The following is a 13749-nucleotide window of genomic DNA, read 5'->3' on the forward strand; positions in this document are numbered from 1 at the left end:
CCCTCAGAAGTTGGAGATCACGCTGGTCAGCACCTCGCTGAGGATCTTCGGGTCCTTGGCGTCGTAGGCGTGCGCCCCGGTGGCGGCGGCGATCTCCTCCAGCACGGACCTGCCGTTCACGTCCTGCTGGTCGGCCTTCGACCCGTAGGCCACGGTGAACACGCGGACCCGCTTGTCCGGGGTGCCGATCCTGGCGAGCACGTTCTCGAGGTTCGGCGTGGGCGGCACGCCCTCGTTGCGGCCGTCGGTGAGCAGGACGATCGCGTTGATGGCGGCCGGGTCGTAGTCCTTGCGCATGGTGTCCACCGCCGCCTCGACCGTGCCGTAGAGGCCGGTCGCCCCGTTGGGGACAAGGCCGGTCACCTCGCCCTTGAGCGCGTCTTTGCGGGTCAGACCGTGGTGGTCCGTCAGCTTCTCCCCCATCGGACCGATGTCCACCAGGGGGAGGTAGTGATGCTTACCGCCCAGATTGGCCGCGTTCGAGAACTCCCACAGTCCTACGCGGTCAGTCTTGGCGAAGCCGTCGAACAGGGCTGATTCGGCATCCCGCAGCAGCTCCATCTTGGTCCTGCCGGTCCCCGGCACCTTGTCGTCCATGGACTTGGAGGTGTCGATGACCACGAGCACGTTGGCCCTGCGGCGCAGACTCGCCCACACCTGCTGCAGCCGGTAGAGCACCTTGCCGTCGGGCGCGTCGTAGCCCTTGGTCTGCGGGGTCTTGCGGGCGCCGTGGTCCTGGTCGATCCCCGTGTGAGCGAGGACTTCACCCTTGTAGGTCCGGTAACCGTACGGCGCGAAGTACTTCCGGTACGCGTCGGTGCTGTGCAGGTAGGTCAGGAAGTCGTCCGACACCTTCTGCTTCGCCGTGCCGATACCCCTCAGCTGGACGTAGGGGTGGTCGCTGGCCGGGTCGCTGTCCTTCGGATAGAAGGAGACGAGGGGCGTCTTCGGCTTGCCCCGCTGCTCGCAGCCGCGCGCGTAGCTGTAGGCCCCACAGGGATACCCCTTGTTGTAGGCGACGACCGCGCTCTCCTCGACCGTCACGGCCGAGATGTACTTGAGCACCTCCTCGCGCCCGCCCTTGTCGTCGGCGGCACGCAGATTGGCCAGGAAGGTCAGGGTGGTGTCGCCGTAGTGGACCACGGACTTCTCGATGTTCCGGACGAAGGCCTGGTTGGCGGACGAGTCGACGTCGCGGATGGACAGCTCACCGGTGGTGCCGGTCTTGGCATAGAAGGCACCGATGGTGGCGTTCAGTCCGGACGTGGAGTAATCGGGGTTCGTCTTCCCCAGTTTGAGGGCACCCCACTGCTTGTTTCCGTGCTCCGCCCAGAAGTGCGTGGGGTCCTCGGCCCACTTCGCCAGGTCGCTCCAGCCGATGGTGGCCTCCGGCCAGCCCATGGTCTGCGCCATCGGCCTGGGCATCGCGATGGTCAGCGGGCTGGTCACGATGGACTGCGGCTCACTCTCCGGCAGGAGTTGCGGCGCTGCACTCGTCGCGGGGGTCCGGGCCAGGTCGATCCACTCGCTGCCGGCGGGCGACCACACGTCGGGGCGCGGCCCGTCGTCCTCGGGCCAGCCTTGGCGCAGGGCGCGCATGGCGGTACCGGAGTTGACCGACGACACCTCGATCTGCACACAGGTGCCGTCGAGGCTCTGCCGCGCCCCGTAGGCACGGGCGGCGTCGCTCAGGGACTTCGAGAGGTCGATGGACGCGGCGACGTGAAGCTTGACGCGCGCCTGGGACACCTTGCAGGACTTCAGCGCCGAGTTCCCGTCCGGAGGGCCGGCATCCGCCGTGGCCTTGAGCAGGACGGCGACGAGCACTCCGACCAAGGCCACCGCGCCACAGGCCATGAGGGTGGTGCGGGAACGGTTGGAGGGCTGTGCCCTCCTGCGTAAGCGGGCGCGTGACAGCAGCGTCCGTCGGCGGCGAGGCGGGGGCACGGTGGGCGGCTTGCCCTCCTCCGGCGGCCCGGACTCGTCGGTCCCGGCAGCCGACGCACCCAGGAGTTCCTGGGACGCCGAACCCACCCCGGGGGCACCGCCGACGCTCCCGGCATCGGGGAGAGTCGGAGTCTCCTGCACAGGAGCCAGCGATGCGAGGATCCGCACCGCCACCGCAGCCGCGCACCACGCCGCGATCTCCTGGGAACCGCCCGCGTCCGCCCGGCCCTTGCCCCCGTCGGCCTTGTCGCTGATCCCCCGGATCGTCAACGTGTCGAGTCCGCCGATGAGATGGGCGGCCCGGCAGACACCGGCGCTCTCCATCTCGATGGCGACGGCGTCGTCGTAGTTCCCGCGCAGCACCTCGCCCAGTTCGGAGGTCTCCCGGTCGAGCACGACGTTGCCGGAGGCGATCGGCGCGACCCGTACCCGGCCGGCGACATCGGGCCCGAAGGTCATGCGCTGGACGTGCTGGACGAGCCGCCAAGGCGCCTCCCAGCCGCGCGGGCGGTAGTGGTCGCCGCGGGCACTCTGCTTCTCGCGGTAGTCGTAGATGCGCTCGCCGATCACCACGTCGCCGATCCGGACGTCGTCCTTCAGCCCGCCGGCGACGCCGACGAACAACAGCACCCTCGGCCGGTACAGGTCGTAGGCGTGCTGGGTGACCAGTGCGGCGTTGTCGTTGCCCGGGCCGGTCTGCGCCAGGACGACGGTCCACGGGGTGCCGGGGAGCCGGCCCCGCTCGAAGACCGTGCCTTTCTCACTGCTCCGGGTGAGGCCTTCGAGCCGGGCGCTCACCGCGTCGTACTCCACTTGCAACGCGGTCAGGATCACCGCGACGGGACCAGAAGAAGTGTCTGCCACCTGTAACCGATTCTCGACTCAGAGCCCCCATGCCGACGGCGCCACCGTAGCGGACGCGATCCCCCCGGGGGACCAGGTCGGAGCAGCCCGACAAGCGAAACGTTGCCGTTTCGCTGAAACTGCTCTAGCCTCGATGTGTACGAAACGGTTTCGTTTACACGGCCTGTGCGTACGCCCCCTCGAATGCCCTCTCGAACGACCCCTCGAACGACTTCCCTGGAGTGGTTCCCCATGCCCCAGAAGACCCTGAACGACGGCCCCCGCACCGGGGCCCTCGCGAAGGCCCACGCCGACGCCTCGGCCAAGCGGTGGTGGATCCTGGCGATCATCGCCGTCGCCCAGCTGATGGTGGTCCTCGACGCCACGATCGTAAACATCGCCCTGCCGTCCGCCCAGGCCGACCTCGGCTTCTCCGACGGCAGCCGGCAGTGGATCGTGACCGCCTACGCGCTGGCCTTCGCCTCACTGCTGCTGCTCGGCGGCCGGATCGCCGACCTGTTCGGCCGCAAGCCCGCCTTCCTCGTCGGCGTCGTCGGCTTCGCCGCGGCCTCCGCGCTCGGCGGTGCCGCGAACGGCTTCACCATGCTGGTCGTGGCCCGCGCCCTGCAGGGCGCCTTCGGCGCGCTGCTCGCTCCGGCCGCGCTGTCGCTGCTCAACACCACGTTCACCGACGCCCGCGAACGGGCCCGCGCGTTCAGCGTGTACGGCGCCATCGCCGGTGCCGGCGGTGCGGTCGGTCTGCTGCTCGGCGGTGTGCTGACCGACGCGCTCGACTGGCGCTGGACCCTGTACGTGAACGTGGCCATCGCGGTCGTCGCCTTCGTCGGCGGCTGGGTGCTGCTCGGCGACCACCGTGACGCGGCGAACGCCAAGCTGGACGTGCCGGGCACGGTCCTGGTCGCCTCCGGTCTGTTCTCGCTGGTCTACGGCTTCTCCAACGCCGAGACCCACGACTGGGGTTCGCCGCTGACCTGGGGCTTCCTGATCGCGGGCGGACTCCTGCTGGCGGCCTTCGCCTGGTGGCAGACCCGGGCCGCGCACCCGCTGCTGCCCCTGCGCATCCTGCTCGACCGTGACCGGGGCGCCTCGTTCCTCGCGGTACTGATCACCGGCGCGGGCATGTTCGGCGTGTTCCTCTTCCTGACCTACTACCTCCAGCTCAACCTCGGCTTCAGCCCCACCAAGACCGGTGTGGCGTTCCTGCCGATGGTCGGCGCGCTGATGGTGACCGCGCAGCTCGGCTCCACGGTCCTGATGCCCCGGATCGGCCCGAAGGCGGTCATCCCGCTGGGCTTCGCGATCGCCACGGCCGGCATGGCCTGGCTGACCGGCATCGGCGTCGGCTCCCACTACGCCAGCGCGGTGCTGCCGCAACTGATCGTGATCGGCGTGGGCCTCGGCCTGGTCATGCCCACCGCCATGCAGCTGGCCACCGGCGGGGTCGCGGCCGAGGACGCGGGTGTCGCCTCGGCGACCGTCAACGCCATGCAGCAGGTGGGCGGTTCGATCGGTACGGCCCTGCTGAACACCCTGGCCGCGAGCGCCGCCACCGACTACATGTCGGGCCACAACCCGGCGAGCAAGCTGGTACAGGCGCAGGCGACGATCGAGAGCTACACCACCGCCTTCTGGTGGTCGGCGGGCTTCTTCGCCGCGGGCACGGTCATCGCGTTCCTGCTCCACCGCCGCGGAGTGCCGACGCAGGACGCCGAGGCCGCACCGGTCGTCCACATGTAAGGCCGGGTTCCATGATCCGAGGGGCCGCCGTCAGCAGGGAGACGGCGGCCCCTCTGCGCTGTCATGGTGGAGGTATGCGCAAGGCGTCGGCGGCGCTGGGCAGCGCCCTGTTCCTCGTCGTGATCTCCGGCAGCGCGGCCGTGCTGGTCCCGTGGTGGCTGACCGGCGGCTGGCAGGCCGGTGACTGGTGGCTGCCGCTGCGGCTGCTCGGGCTCGTTCCCCTGGCGGCCGGGACCGCCGTCATCCTGGAGGCCTTCACGCGGTTCGCCCTGGAAGGGCTCGGCACCCCGTCGCCGATCGCGCCGCCCACGCGGCTGGTGGTGAGCGGACCGTACCGGTACGTGCGCAATCCGATCTACCTCGCGGTCGTCGCCGTGCTCTGCGGCCAGGGCCTGCTGCTCGCCCGGCCGGTGCTGTTCGGGTACGCGGCCGGGGCCTGGGTACTCACCTGGGCGTTCGTGCGCTGGGACGAGGAGCCGGGGCTGGTGCGCCGGTTCGGCGCGGAGTACGAGCGCTACCGGCGGTCGGTGCCGGCCTGGTGGCCGCGGCGCACGCCGTGGCGGGGTGCCTGAGAACGCGTCGCCGCCCGCCACGGCAACTGTCCGTGCACGGGCGGGCGTTGGCGTCGTCACCCCTCGTCCGACACGAGTCACCAATACGTGGCGTCGACACCTGTTGAAACCAGTTGTTTTTCGCCGCTCCCCGGGACGACCCCCCACAGGCCGTGCCCAGGGAGCGGCATGGTGCCCGGTAGCCGGCGGGAGGCCCCACTCCGCCCGTCGGCACCGGTACGAGATCGCAGGTTCCCCGCTCCAGGGGCCGCACTCCCCAGTTGCGAGCCTGATCCGGCGATGCGGGGACCGCGCGATCCCGGTCCTTAGAAGGAGAAGACGCTGCTGTTGAGCGCGTCCTTCATGCACGTGTTGCCGAAGGTGCGCTCGTAGGAGACGCGCTTGCCCTGCCAGACGCCCTGGACGGTGACGACCACGGGGTCGTACAGCTTGGTGCACCAGACGTCGTCCCGGGTCTGCAGCGCCGTGAGGTCGCCGCCGATGCCGCGCAGTTCGGCGCAGGCCAGGGCCGCGGCCGGGTGGGTGCCGGAGGCCGTCGGGGCGCAGTTCAGGGTGACGGCGCGCTCCGGAGTGGCCGTCGCCGCGTTGTCTCCGTGGCCGGTGGTGAGGACCAGCGCCGAGGGGGCGTAGAGCGACGACGGGCCGGCAGCCGGTGCAGCGCCGGCGGCCCCGGTCAGGGGTCCGCAGACGGCGGCGGCCGTGAGGCCGAGGGTCGCTGCCCAGCGCGCGGTGTTCCGCATTGTGTGCATCCTTCCGCTCGAATAGACGGGTCGCGCACTCCGGGCCGGTGGGCACCGGAGCGGCGAGCGACACTCTGCCGAGTCCGCCGTCGAAACACACATCGAACCCACAGCTTTCAGTAACCTTGCGTGTTGAATCAGTGGCGTGAAGTCACGGAAATCGAACACGTCGACCGCATGACTGAGCGGTTCTTGATCGCGGGCGGCGGTCGGATGGCCGAAAACCACCGCTTAGTTAATAGGCCTGAAACATTCCGACTCTGCCCTCGGCGAACCCCTTCGTGACGCCTTGTGTTCATGAACTGGTCGGAGTAATCGTCATTACATGATTACGACAGAGCAGAGAGAGAAGCTGCGCGGCTGGTTCGCCGGCCGGCTGCCCGACGGGCTCTTCGAGGAACTGGTCGAGGTGACCCCCGACCGCGAGGAGATCACCGTGATCGGGCGCATCCCGGAGCCCCGGCTCGTCGAGGGCGCCTCGGACGCCGAGCGGGAGACCGCCGTACGGGCACGCATCCAGGAGTTCCGGGAGCGGACCCGCGAGGCCAGGATCGAGGTGGCCCGGGAGGCCGAGCACCTGTTCCGCCGGAAGGTCTCCTGGGGCGTGGTGTGCGGTGCGGAGCGCGCCCTGTTCACGCATGTGGCCGCGCCGGTGATGACCCGGCTGCGGCAGCCCGAGCGTCAGGTCCTGGACACCCTGATCGCCGGGGGTGTGGCGCGCAGCCGCAGCGACGCCCTCGCCTGGTGCGTACGCCTGGTGCAGCGTCACACCGACGACTGGCTGACCGAGTTGCGCGAGTCCCTGGAGCACGTCCAGCGGGTCAGGGCGCAGGGACCGGACAGTGAGGAGGTGGCCGATTCCTCCACTGACGACGGCGAAGATGGATGAAACGTCCTCTGGCAGGGGTCTTGCCCGGCACCGTACCGTCGGCAGACCCCTCCGGGACGGCCTCCGCCCGCGTCGCGCACCCCTGCGGCTGCGACGGTCGTCCGCCACCGCCGCGCCACGAAGCGCTCCATCGCCGCATCCTCGCTGGAGCCCGCCTTGACCCCTCAGTCCCCCGACTCCCCCACCGCGCCGCCGCCGTCCCTCACCGAGGTCGAGCCCTACGGCGTCGAGCGCATCCCCGACGCGGACCGCACCGCGACCTCGCTCGACCTGTTCCGGGTCGCCTTCGGCGGCGCCAACACCTTCTCCACCTGTGTCCTCGGCGCGTTCCCGATCCTGTTCGGGCTCTCCTTCTGGCAGGGGCTCGCCGCCACCCTCCTGGGTGTCGTCGCGGGCGCGCTGATCCTGTGCCCGATGGCCGTGTTCGGCCCGGTCAACGGCACCAACAACGCCGTCGCGTCCTCCGCGCACCTGGGCGTGCACGGCCGGGTGGTCGGCTCGTTCCTCTCGCTGCTCACCGCCGTCGCGTTCTTCTCCATCTCGGTGTGGAGCTCCGGCGACGCCCTGGTCGGCGGCGCGCACCGGCTGTTCGGCCTGGAGCGCAGCACGCTGTCGTACGTCGTCGCGTACGCGCTGTTCGCCGGGCTGGTCCTCGCGGTGTGCGTCTACGGCTTCCGGTTCATGCTCTTCGTCAACAAGATCGCGGTGACCTCGGCGACCGTGCTGTTCCTGCTCGGCGCGATCGCCTTCGCCGGCGACTTCGACGCGTCGTACGCCGGTGTCTTCACGGCCTCGGCGGACGCGGCGACCAAGTCGCTGTTCTGGCCGTCGTTCATAGGCGCGGCCCTGATCGTGCTGTCCAACCCGGTGTCGTTCGGGGCGTTCCTCGGCGACTGGTCGCGCTACATCCCGGCGGACACCCCGCGCCGCAAGGTGGTCGGGGCCGCGTTCCTCTCCCAGATCGCGACGCTGCTGCCGTTCGTCTTCGGCCTGGCGACCGCGAGCATCATCGCGACGAAGGCGCCGAAGTACGTCGACCCGGCCGCGCCCGACTTCGTGGGCGGACTGCTGGCGATCTCGCCGAGCTGGTTCTTCCTGCCGGTGTGTCTGCTGGCCCTGATCGGCGGCATGTCGACGGGCACCACCTCGCTGTACGGCACCGGCCTGGACTTCTCCTCGGTGTTCCCGAAGCTCTCCCGCGTCCAGGCGACGCTGCTGGTCGGCGTGCTGTCCATCGCGTTCATCTTCATCGGCCGGTTCGGCCTGGACCTCGTGCAGTCGATCTCGACGTTCGCCACGATGATCATCACGTGCACCACGCCGTGGATGGTCGTGATGATGCTCGGCTTCTACACCCGCCGCGGCTGGTACGACCCGGACGCCCTCCAGGTCTTCAACCGCCGTCAGCGCGGCGGTCGCTACTGGTTCGCGCACGGCTGGAACTGGCGTGGCATGACGGCCTGGTGGGTGGCCGCGGTGATCGGTGTCCTGTTCACCAACATCCCGGGCCAGTTCGTCGGACCGCTGGGCGACCTGGCGAACGGAGTCGACATCAGCCTGCCGCTGTCGCTCGCGGTCGCCGCCATCCTGTTCCTGGCGCTGCTGCGGCTGTTCCCCGAGCCCCGGGCGGCGTACGGGCCCGAGGGTGCGCGCCTGGCCCGTACCGTCGAGGCCCCGGTGCCGCCGATCACCGGTCCGGGCGCCCCGGTGGACGAGGTGTCTCCCGCGCTCGCGGCCGAGGGCGGGCGATGACCGGCTGGCTCGACCTGTCGGTGCCCGTGGTCACCGGGATGCCCGTGTATCCCGGTGACCCGGAGGTCACGGTCTCCCCCGCGCTGCGGGCCCCGGCCGAGGGCGTCAACGTCCTGGCGCTGCACCTGGGTTCGCAGTCCGGCACCCACGTCGACGCGCCGTACCACGTCGACGACGCCTGGCCCCGCCTGGACGACCTGCCGCTGGACCGGTTCGCCGGCCCCGCGGTCGTGGCCGACGTACGGGGGCTGCCGGCCCGGTCGGCCATCACGCCCGCCCTGCTGGCCCCCGCGCTCGACGCCCTCGCGGCAACACCGGGCGCGATGCTGCTGCTCGTGACCGGCTGGTCGGCGCACTGGGGCACGGACGCGTACCTCACCCACCCGTGGCTGACCCCTCAGGCGGCCCGGGATGTGGTGGAGGCGGGCGTGCGCACGGTGGCCGTCGACGCGCTCAGCGTCGACCCCACGCCCCAGCCCGGCGATCCGCATGCCGATGCCGACCTGCCCGCCCACCGCGTGCTGTGCGGCGCCGGCGGGGTGATCGCCGAGAACCTCACGGGGCTGGAGCGGCTGGTGGGCGCGGAGGCGGTGGAGGTCTTCCTCTTCCCGCTACGGCTGCCCGGGGCGGACGGCGCTCCGGTACGGGCGGTCGCCCGGGTCGGCTGAACGCCAGCCATCGAAATGGTCAACTCCGTTCATTTGCGGAGGAGTTACCTGATCCATCGGGTACGTTGACGGCCATGAGCGACTTCGTATTGGTGGCAGGCGCCTGGCTGGGGGCGTGGGCGTGGGACGAGGTGGCGGCCGACCTGCGCGCCGCCGGCCATGAGGTGCACGCCCTCACCCTGTCCGGGCTGGCCGAGAAGAAGGAACTGCCCACGGGGCAGCAGATCCACGTCCAGGACATCGTCGACGAGGTCGAGCGACGGGATCTGCGGGACGTCGTCCTGGTCGGGCACAGCTACTCGGGCGTGCCGGTCGGGCAGGCGGCCGAGCGGATCGGCGACCGGCTGCGCCGCGTGGTGTTCGTCGACTCCAACCTGCCGGCGGACGGGGTGTCGTTCCTGGACGGCTTCCCCAGCGACCACATCCGTGCCGCTCTCACGGAGCACGACGGCGTGTGGCCGCTGCTCGCCCCGGCGGCCTACGCGAACCAGGACCTCACGGACGAACAGATCGCCCGGCTCGTCGGCGAGGGCACCCCGCACCCGGCCGCCACACTGACCGAACCGGCCGTGCTCAAGCGCCCGCTCGCCGAGTTGCCCGCGACGTACATCAAGTGCGTGCTGGACGGCCGCCCGCCGCTGCCGGCCGTGACCGAGGCGCTGGCGGGCGGGCGCTGGGAACTGGTGGAGCTGAACACCGGTCACTGGCCCATGTTCTCCACACCCCATGAGCTGGCCGGAATCCTGGGCGAGGCGGCCGGCCGCGCCTGAGGGCCGCCTGTCGACCGTGTACCTACCCGCCAGTATCGTCGGGCCGCAGCGCGTACTCAGCGACGAGAGGCGGACGGCCGGATGGCGAAGCACTGGGCGGACTTCCAGTACGAGATCTATCTGAACGGGATGACTGGGGCCGTGCCCCGGCTCCCCACCGACCTGACCCGGCTGGATGAGCTGGCCGAACACCGGCTCGGGCCCGGCCCGGTGGGCTATGTGGCGGGCAGCGCGGGCGACGGCAGCACGGCACGCGCCAACCGGGCGGCCCTCGCCCGGCACCGGATCGTGCCGCGCATGCTCAGGGACGTACAGGAGCGCGACCTGTCGGTGCGGCTGCTGGGCCGCGCCCTGTCCGCGCCGCTGGCCCTGGCTCCGGTGGGTGTGCTGTCGATCATGCATCCGGACGCCGAGTCCGCGGCCGCCCGGGCCGCCGCGGCGCAGGGGGTGCCGTACATCCTGTCGTCGGCGTCGAGTACGTCGATGGAGCAGGTGGCGGAGGCGATGGGGGACGCCGAGCGGTGGTTCCAGCTGTACTGGGGCAAGGACCGTGAGGTGACCCGGAGTTTCCTCGCCCGGGCCGGGGCGGCCGGGTTCTCGGTGCTGGTCGTCACCCTGGACACCCCGCTGCTGGCGTGGCGGCCGCGCGATCTGGACCAGGCGTATCTGCCGTTCCTGCACGGGGTGGGCACCGCCAACTACTTCACCGACCCGGCCTTCCGGGCGGGCCTCGACAAGCCCGTGCACGAGGACCCGAACGCGGCGGTGCTGCACTTCCTCGGCCTGTTCGGGGACGCGAGCCACACCTGGCCGGACCTGGCGTTCCTGCGCGAGCACTGGGACGGGCCGATCGTCCTCAAGGGCGTCCTGCACCCGGACGACGCCCGGCTCGCCGCGGACGCCGGGATGGACGGGGTGGTGGTCTCCAACCACGGCGGCCGGCAGGTGGCCGGTTCCGTCGCGGCGGCCGATGCGCTGCCCCGGATCGCGGACGCGGTCGGCGACCGGCTGACGGTGCTGTTCGACAGCGGGGTGCGCACCGGCGACGACGTGTTCAAAGCCCTCGCCCTCGGCGCCCGGGCGGTGCTGCTGGGGCGGCCGTACGTGTACGGGCTCGGCCTGGACGGGCAGGCGGGCGTGGAGCACGTCATCCGCTGTCTGCTGGCGGAGCTGGACCTCACGCTCGCCCTGTCCGGGCACTCCCGTCCGACGACGGTCACGGCGAGCGACCTGATCGAGGCGCCAGCCTGAGACCGCTCGCGTCGGGCCAGGAGCCCGCGTGACGCCGCGGGTCCGCGTGGCCCTACGGGCCGATGGGGCACCGCCGGCCGGCGTCACACCGCCGGCCCATGTCCCGCCGCGAGCCCAAGCGGCACCAACGGCCGGTGTCACAACGCCGGCCCGTGCCGCACCGCGAGCCCAAGCGGCAGGGCCGGCCGGCGTCACACGGCTGGTCGGTGTACGCCGCGAGCCCATGCGGCACCGCTGGCCAGCGCTACCTGCGGCCCAAATCCCGCCCCGAGCCCATACGGCACCACCGACCGACCTCACAGCGCCGACCCATATCCCGCCCCGAGCCCGAACGGCACCAACAGCCGGTGTCACACCATGGCCCGGCGCTCGCCCGCGTCTCGCCACCGGTCCGCGGCGAGACGGGGCGAGACGCGCGAAGAAAGGCTACGTACCCGTCCCCGGCAGCTCCGCCGGCCGCGCGGACGGGCCCTCGGTGCCGGCGATCGACAGGGAGCCGGGGCTCGCCGACGGTCCGTCGGTCAGCCAGCGCTGCCCGGCGGAGCGGTCCCGGACCTTGACCACGATGTCGGCGCCCGCGGTGTCGCCGGTCGTGGCGAGGGCGAGGGTCTCGTCCCAGCGGGGCAGCAACTCGCCCTGCACGGTGAGGTCGTAGCGCACGTCGCCCCCGCGCCGCGCGCCCACGTCCGCGCAGGTGCCGAGGATGACAACACCCGCGTCGGCGTGCGAGTCCAGGCAGAGGCCGGAGTCGGCCGCGCTGCGCAGCAGCCCGTCGGTCTCGTACGTCCACTGCTGGGTGCGCGCGGTGGAGCAGACGGCGAGTACCGCGCTCGCGCCGGCCGCGGGCTTGCCCTTGACGTCCAGGCACAGGTCGGCCGCGGCGTTGTGCAGCCGGGTCGGCCGGCCTGCCGCGGGCAGGCCCGCCGTGCCGGGGGTGCCGGCCGAGGCGGGCGCGGACTGGGCTTCGGTGCCGGGAGCGGCGCCCGTGGAGGCGACCGGGTCGGTGCCGGCTCCGCTGTCCGGCCACACGCTGAGCGCGAGGACGGTGGCGAGCAGCCCGGCCGAGGCGACCCCGACTCCGGTGAGCAGGGTCCTGGACGACCAGCCGTCGCCGGGCGCACGGCGCACGCGGGTCCTGGCGAGCGTCCCGGAGTCGCCGCCGTCGCCCCGGCGGCGGCCGCCGGGCACCGGGACCCGGCCGAGCAGTCCGGGCCTGCCGCCACCGCGTCTGCGGCCGCCGGAGCGCCGGGAGGTGCTGCGGGTGCGCGCGGGGCCGGGCCGTCGGCGGCCGGGGCGCGACTCCAGGTACCGGCGGGCGCCCCAGCCGAGGACGGCCTCGGCGAGCAGCACACCGAGTCCGGCCTCGATCTGGCCCAGTTGCTCGGCGGCGTGCCGGCAGTAGGGGCAGACGGCGAGATGCTGCTGGACGTCCGGCAGCAGTGCGCCGCCCCGGCGGATCGGTACGTCGAGAAGCCGGTTGTAGTGACGGCAGTCGGTGCTCGGGGCGAGTTCCCGGTGGGCGCGGACACAGCCTTCCCGGAATGTGTCGCGGGCCTGTTCGAGAGCGGCCGCCGCACTGTCGATGTCCATGCCGAGCAGTCCCGCGGGAACGTTTATCGGCTCGGCCTCGACCTCGGTGTGCCACAGCAAAGCCTGTTCGAGCCGGGGAAGGCTCTGGAAAGAACGTTCGGACAGGGCACGGTTTTCCGGTATCAGGGACTTCGCCGTCCGCATACCACGGCCCCCGGCGGGTTTCTGAAGGCCCGGCAGTACGGCGGATATCCGGTCCGTGGCGGACCAGTTGACGACGGTGTCCCGGACGGCCACCAGCAGGCGGGGCCGGATCGCCTCGGCGGGTTCGCCGAGCGCGAGCCGGCCGAGGACCTGGTGGAAGGCGGCGGCGGAGACCATGTGGGCGAGGGGCCCGGGTGCGGCCAGGCAGATGACCGCGTAGTCCTGGACCGGCTGCCAGTGCCGGGCCATCAGCAGGGCGGCGGACCGGGAGGCCTCCGCGTCGGAGCCGGCGCGCAGCGGCGCGGCGAGGGACTCGTCCGACTCCCCGGGATCGCCCCCTGGGGGCGGATAGGGAGGACGAGGAGGGTGGGGGGTGGGCACTGAACGGATTCCTTTGTGCGTATGGCGCGTTGGCCCCATCTCGGGGATGCGCGCGCGGGGAGCGGGAATTCGCCGGTGCGGCACTACCGGCCCGGTTCCCCAACTGCCGAAAGGACCCCGGCGATTACCCCCCGCACGGTCGTTTCAACCCTTGCACAACTTCCACACATGCAACAAGGCGCACGTACGACATCGGACGGTTTGAAGGAAAGTCAGAAATCGGCAGGGGCCCCAGGTCCGCGACGACGGCTTTCGGTTTTCCGTGCGCCCCGTGTGAAGGGTGCGCCCACACCCACCGGCCGCGCACGCTCCCGGGGGGCGCGGACCGGTAGTGCACTGGGGTCCGGCCCTCTCCGAAGGCCCCGCGCGGGACGGCGGCTCTCCCGCGCGAAACCGGCCGCCGGCCCCGTTCCTCCCGCCCGCGGCCGGCGGCCCCGGCGGCTT

Annotated in this window: 10 protein-coding genes; 7 read left to right on the top strand and 3 right to left on the bottom strand. The window is 71.8% G+C overall.

What is annotated here, in order from left to right; all coding sequences use genetic code 11:
• Positions 1 to 3: 3 nt before the first annotated feature.
• The gene (locus CRP49_RS40200) at positions 4 to 2811 is read right to left on the bottom strand and encodes a substrate-binding domain-containing protein (protein ID WP_097258317.1); all 2808 of its coding nucleotides are present in this window, start codon (positions 2809 to 2811) and stop codon (positions 4 to 6) included.
• Between the two features lie 231 nt (positions 2812 to 3042).
• Here CRP49_RS40200 and CRP49_RS40205 point away from each other — a divergent pair, with 231 nt between their 5' ends.
• The gene (locus CRP49_RS40205) at positions 3043 to 4548 is read left to right on the top strand and encodes an MFS transporter (protein ID WP_097258318.1); all 1506 of its coding nucleotides are present in this window, start codon (positions 3043 to 3045) and stop codon (positions 4546 to 4548) included.
• A 74-nt stretch (positions 4549 to 4622) separates the two neighbouring features.
• Positions 4623 to 5120, top strand: a complete 498-nt coding sequence (locus CRP49_RS40210) for an isoprenylcysteine carboxylmethyltransferase family protein (RefSeq protein WP_097258319.1) — start codon at positions 4623 to 4625, stop codon at positions 5118 to 5120.
• 305 nt (positions 5121 to 5425) lie between these two features.
• Here CRP49_RS40210 and CRP49_RS40215 read toward each other — a convergent pair whose 3' ends face one another.
• A complete protein-coding gene (locus CRP49_RS40215) occupies positions 5426 to 5860 on the bottom strand; it encodes a protease inhibitor (protein WP_097258320.1) in 435 nt (144 codons plus the stop codon).
• A gap of 325 nt (positions 5861 to 6185) precedes the next feature.
• Between CRP49_RS40215 and CRP49_RS40220 the strand changes: the two genes are divergently transcribed.
• The 5 genes from CRP49_RS40220 to CRP49_RS40240 all read left to right on the top strand — a co-directional run bounded on the left by CRP49_RS40220 (position 6186) and on the right by CRP49_RS40240 (position 11190).
• The gene (locus tag CRP49_RS40220; RefSeq protein WP_094221980.1) at positions 6186 to 6749 is read left to right on the top strand and encodes a hypothetical protein; all 564 of its coding nucleotides are present in this window, start codon (positions 6186 to 6188) and stop codon (positions 6747 to 6749) included.
• A 156-nt stretch (positions 6750 to 6905) separates the two neighbouring features.
• Entirely contained in the window at positions 6906 to 8501 is a 1596-nt protein-coding gene (locus CRP49_RS40225; RefSeq protein WP_097258321.1) for a cytosine permease, read from the top strand.
• The gene (locus tag CRP49_RS40230; RefSeq protein ID WP_097258322.1) at positions 8498 to 9169 is read left to right on the top strand and encodes a cyclase family protein; all 672 of its coding nucleotides are present in this window, start codon (positions 8498 to 8500) and stop codon (positions 9167 to 9169) included. Before CRP49_RS40225 ends, CRP49_RS40230 begins: the two co-directional genes overlap by 4 nt.
• Before the next feature lie 74 nt (positions 9170 to 9243).
• A complete protein-coding gene (locus CRP49_RS40235) occupies positions 9244 to 9939 on the top strand; it encodes an alpha/beta fold hydrolase (protein WP_097258323.1) in 696 nt (231 codons plus the stop codon).
• 81 nt (positions 9940 to 10020) lie between these two features.
• Entirely contained in the window at positions 10021 to 11190 is a 1170-nt protein-coding gene (locus tag CRP49_RS40240; RefSeq protein WP_097258324.1) for a lactate 2-monooxygenase, read from the top strand.
• A gap of 426 nt (positions 11191 to 11616) precedes the next feature.
• Here the strand turns inward: CRP49_RS40240 and CRP49_RS40245 are convergent, their stop codons facing one another.
• Positions 11617 to 13305 carry an RICIN domain-containing protein gene (locus CRP49_RS40245; protein WP_097258325.1) on the bottom strand — a complete coding sequence of 563 codons (1689 nt, stop codon included), beginning with the start codon at positions 13303 to 13305 and terminating at the stop codon, positions 11617 to 11619.
• Positions 13306 to 13749 lie beyond the last annotated feature (444 nt).

It is taken from the genome of Streptomyces sp. Ag109_G2-15 (assembly GCF_900215565.1).
Lineage (GTDB): Bacteria > Actinomycetota > Actinomycetes > Streptomycetales > Streptomycetaceae > Streptomyces > Streptomyces diastatochromogenes.